This is a genomic window from Galactobacter sp. (assembly GCF_022712295.1).
Classification (GTDB): domain Bacteria; phylum Actinomycetota; class Actinomycetes; order Actinomycetales; family Micrococcaceae; genus Galactobacter.
This window is the reverse complement of the sequence record NZ_JALAGT010000077.1, coordinates 1-3,394: the sequence shown is the minus strand read 5'-3', so window position 1 is coordinate 3,394 and position 3,394 is coordinate 1. Positions and strand designations below refer to the sequence as shown.

Here is a 3,394-nt window from a genome sequence, read left to right as displayed (position 1 = left end):
GGCCACCGCCGAGGAGCCTCAGGGCCCCACCTTCAACGATCTCGGGATCGACGGCCGCGTTCTCGCGGCCGTGTCCGACCTGGGCTATGAGCGCCCGTCGCCCATTCAGGCGGCCACCATCCCGCTGCTGCTCGAGGGCCGCGACGTCGTGGGCCTGGCCCAGACCGGTACCGGCAAGACCGCCGCCTTCGCGGTTCCTGCACTGTCCAAGGTCGCCGAACTGGCCGACGTCAACGGTCGCGCCGATCACCCGCAGGTGCTGGTGCTCGCCCCGACCCGTGAGCTCGCACTCCAGGTGGCAGAGGCCTTCTCCTCCTACGCCAAGTACCTGGACGACCTCACCATCCTGCCGATCTACGGCGGTTCTCCGTACGGCCCGCAGCTTTCGGCCCTGCGTCGTGGCGCACAGGTGGTTGTCGGTACCCCCGGTCGCGTGATCGACCACCTCGACCGTGGCTCCCTGGATCTCTCTCAGCTCTCGTACCTGGTGCTGGACGAGGCAGACGAGATGCTGCGCATGGGGTTCGCCGAGGAAGTGGACCACATTCTCGAGGCCACCCCGGCGGAGAAGCAGGTTGCTCTCTTCTCCGCGACCATGCCTCGCCAGATCCGTCGTATCGCGGACCAGTACCTGAACGATCCCGAGCAGGTCGCGGTGGACCAGGCCTCCACCCCTGGCGAGAACATCCGTCAGCGTTACATCCAGGTGATGCACACCTACAAGCTGGACGCCATGGCCCGCATCCTCGAGACCGAGGAGCACGACGGCGTCATCGCGTTCGTGCGCACCAAGGTGGCCTCCGAGGAGGTCGCCACGAAGCTCAAGGCACGTGGTTTCCGCGCCGTGGCCATCCACGGCGACATCAACCAGGTGCAGCGTGAGCGCACCGTGGACCAGCTGCGTTCCGGGAACGTGGACATTCTGGTCGCCACCGACGTGGCCGCACGTGGCCTCGACGTGGAGCGCATCTCCCACGTGTTCAACTACGACATCCCGCACGATACCGAGTCCTATGTGCACCGGATCGGCCGCACCGGCCGCGCAGGTCGTCAGGGTGACGCCGTGCTGTTCATCACCCCGCGCGAGCGCTACCTGCTCAAGCACATCGAGCGCGCCACGGGTGGTGCCGTGGTCGAGGCCCAGATCCCGGGTGTCGAGGCCGTGAACAACTCCCGTCTCGGCCGCCTGGCGGCCAAGGTGGACAAGACGGTGGCCACTGCGGATCTGGCTCCCTACCGCGAGCTGGTCAGCTCCTATCTGGCCGAGCACGACGTCGATGCCGTTGAGGTTGCAGCAGCGTTTGCCCACCTGGCTCAGGGCGGTCGCCCGCTGCTGACCGAGGAGATCCCCACGCTGCCCGCCAAGAAGCAGCGTGAGGGGCGCGATGCTCGCGGCAAGCGCGGACGCGACGAGTTCGGCTCACGTGGTCCGTCCAAGCCGGTTGCCGCCGGCAACGCGACCTACCGGATCGCCGTTGGACGAAACCAGCGTGTACTCCCCGGTTCCATCGTGGGTGCGCTCGCCAACGAGGGGGGCCTGTCCTCCCGTGACATCGGCTCCATCGACATCCGAGGAGATCACTCCCTGGTGGAGCTGCCGGAGAACCTGCCCTCAGGCGCCCTGGAGAAGCTGTCGTCCACCCGCATCGGTGGCCGTCCCATCCACCTGGAGAAGGACACAGGCCGTCGACCCAACCGCGAGCGTCAGGGCGATCGTGACTTCGATGCGCGTGACGATCGTCGGGGCAGCCGTGGCGGCTACCAGGGCGGTTCTCGCGGACGTCGCGACGACCGTCGTGATGACCGCCGTGGCGGTTACCAGGACCGCGACGGAAAACGCGATTTCAACAAGGGAAACAAGGGCTATTCCAAGCCTTGGGAACGCGACGACCGTCGTGACGATCGTCGCAATGACCGCCATGGACGTGACGAGGATCGCAACTCGAATTATCGCGGTCGCAACGATCGCGACGGCTCCCGCGGATGGGATCGTCGCGACGAAAACGGTCACAAGGGCGGCTGGAATCCGCGTCATGACGGGGAAAACCGGGGAGACCGCAAGCCCCGCAAGCCGCGTCATCGCTGACCGGTGAGCAAGCGATAACGGGGGTAGTCCCGATTTCGCTTTTCGGAGATCGGCCTGATAAGCTTTTCTCCGTTGCCCCCGTAGCTCAGTGGTAGAGCGCAGTCTTGGTAAGACTGAGGTCACGGGATCGATTCCCGTCGGGGGCTCTGAATGAGACCCGCTTGCGATTTCGCTTGAATAAGCGGAAAACGCGAGCGGGTTTCCTCATTCGTGGCGGTGTAGCTCAGCTGGTTAGAGCGCACGACTCATAATCGTGAGGTCGGGGGATCGAGTCCCCCCACCGCTACAGAGTAAGTCCCCCGGGAAGTTTTCCCGGGGGACTTCTTTTTTCAGCTGAAACGGCCCTCAGCGGGCGTCCAGGTGGTCCAGGGATGATGGCGGGTGGACAATAGGAGTAGGCGCGGTTGAACTGTGCCTGAATTTCGTTGGCCCCCACGGGCCCTGAGACAGAGAGTGACACCGTCACGGACATGACCACCGGTTCCATGAGCCTGCCAGACACAGCGGCGGGGCGTCAGAACGGCCAAGCGCGGCGTCGTGCGTTTGAGGGTGTCGGCGCGGCTCATGGCAAGGTCATTCTCACCGGAGAGCACGCCGTGGTGTATGGGCAGCCTGCCGTGGCGGTCCCGCTGTCAGAGGTCAACCTGGTCGCCACCGTGAGGGCTGACGGCCAGGGGATGCTCGTCTCCACCCCCTACTCCGGTCCGCTCGAGGACGCTCCCGCAGCCTTGGACCCGGTCCTGACCGCGCTGGGCGGGGCGGCAGGGTTGGTGGGCCTGCCCACCGAAGGACTGAGCCTGACCATCGAAGGAGACGTGCCCATGGGGCGCGGCCTCGGATCGTCGGCCGCTGTCGCCACGGCGGTGGTCCGCGCCGTCGTGGCCCTCGGGGCCCGGCGTGGCCTGAGCGGCCAAGGCCACGATGACGCTGCCCGGCCCGCCGGTGGGGCGCGCGCGGGCGCGCACGCCGGCTCCTCGATCGCGGACCCGAGCGGGCGCAGCAGCGCCGACCGGGCTCTGCACGCGCTGGTGCAGCAGGCGGAGACCATCGCACACGGCAAATCGTCCGGCTTGGATCCCTACGCGGTCGCTGCCTCCGGCCCCATCCTCTTCAGGGGTGGGCGTCCCACACTGCTGGAACTCTCCGAACCTTTGACGTTGGTGGGCGGGGATTCCGGGTCGCACGGGTCAACGGCACAAGCCGTCGGCGCAGTCAGGACGCTGATGGCAGACGATCCGCTGCCCACGCGAGAGCGCATCGAGATCCTCGGGCAGATCAGTGAGGCCACCGTCCGGGTGCTCTCGGGGG

General features: G+C 66.8%; 2 protein-coding genes and 2 tRNA genes. All 4 read left to right on the top strand.

Going from position 1 to position 3,394, the window contains the following annotated elements:
* A partial coding sequence (locus Q0A15_RS06020) for a DEAD/DEAH box helicase (protein ID WP_291278621.1) occupies positions 1-2,086 on the top strand: 2,086 nt, incomplete at its 5' end.
* A gap of 74 nt (positions 2,087-2,160) precedes the next feature.
* Positions 2,161-2,232: transfer RNA gene (locus Q0A15_RS06015), tRNA-Thr, on the top strand.
* Between the two features lie 66 nt (positions 2,233-2,298).
* Positions 2,299-2,372: transfer RNA gene (locus tag Q0A15_RS06010), tRNA-Met, on the top strand.
* Between the two features lie 199 nt (positions 2,373-2,571).
* The coding region (locus Q0A15_RS06005) for a mevalonate kinase (RefSeq protein ID WP_367273357.1) at positions 2,572-3,394 on the top strand (823 nt) is incomplete at its 3' end.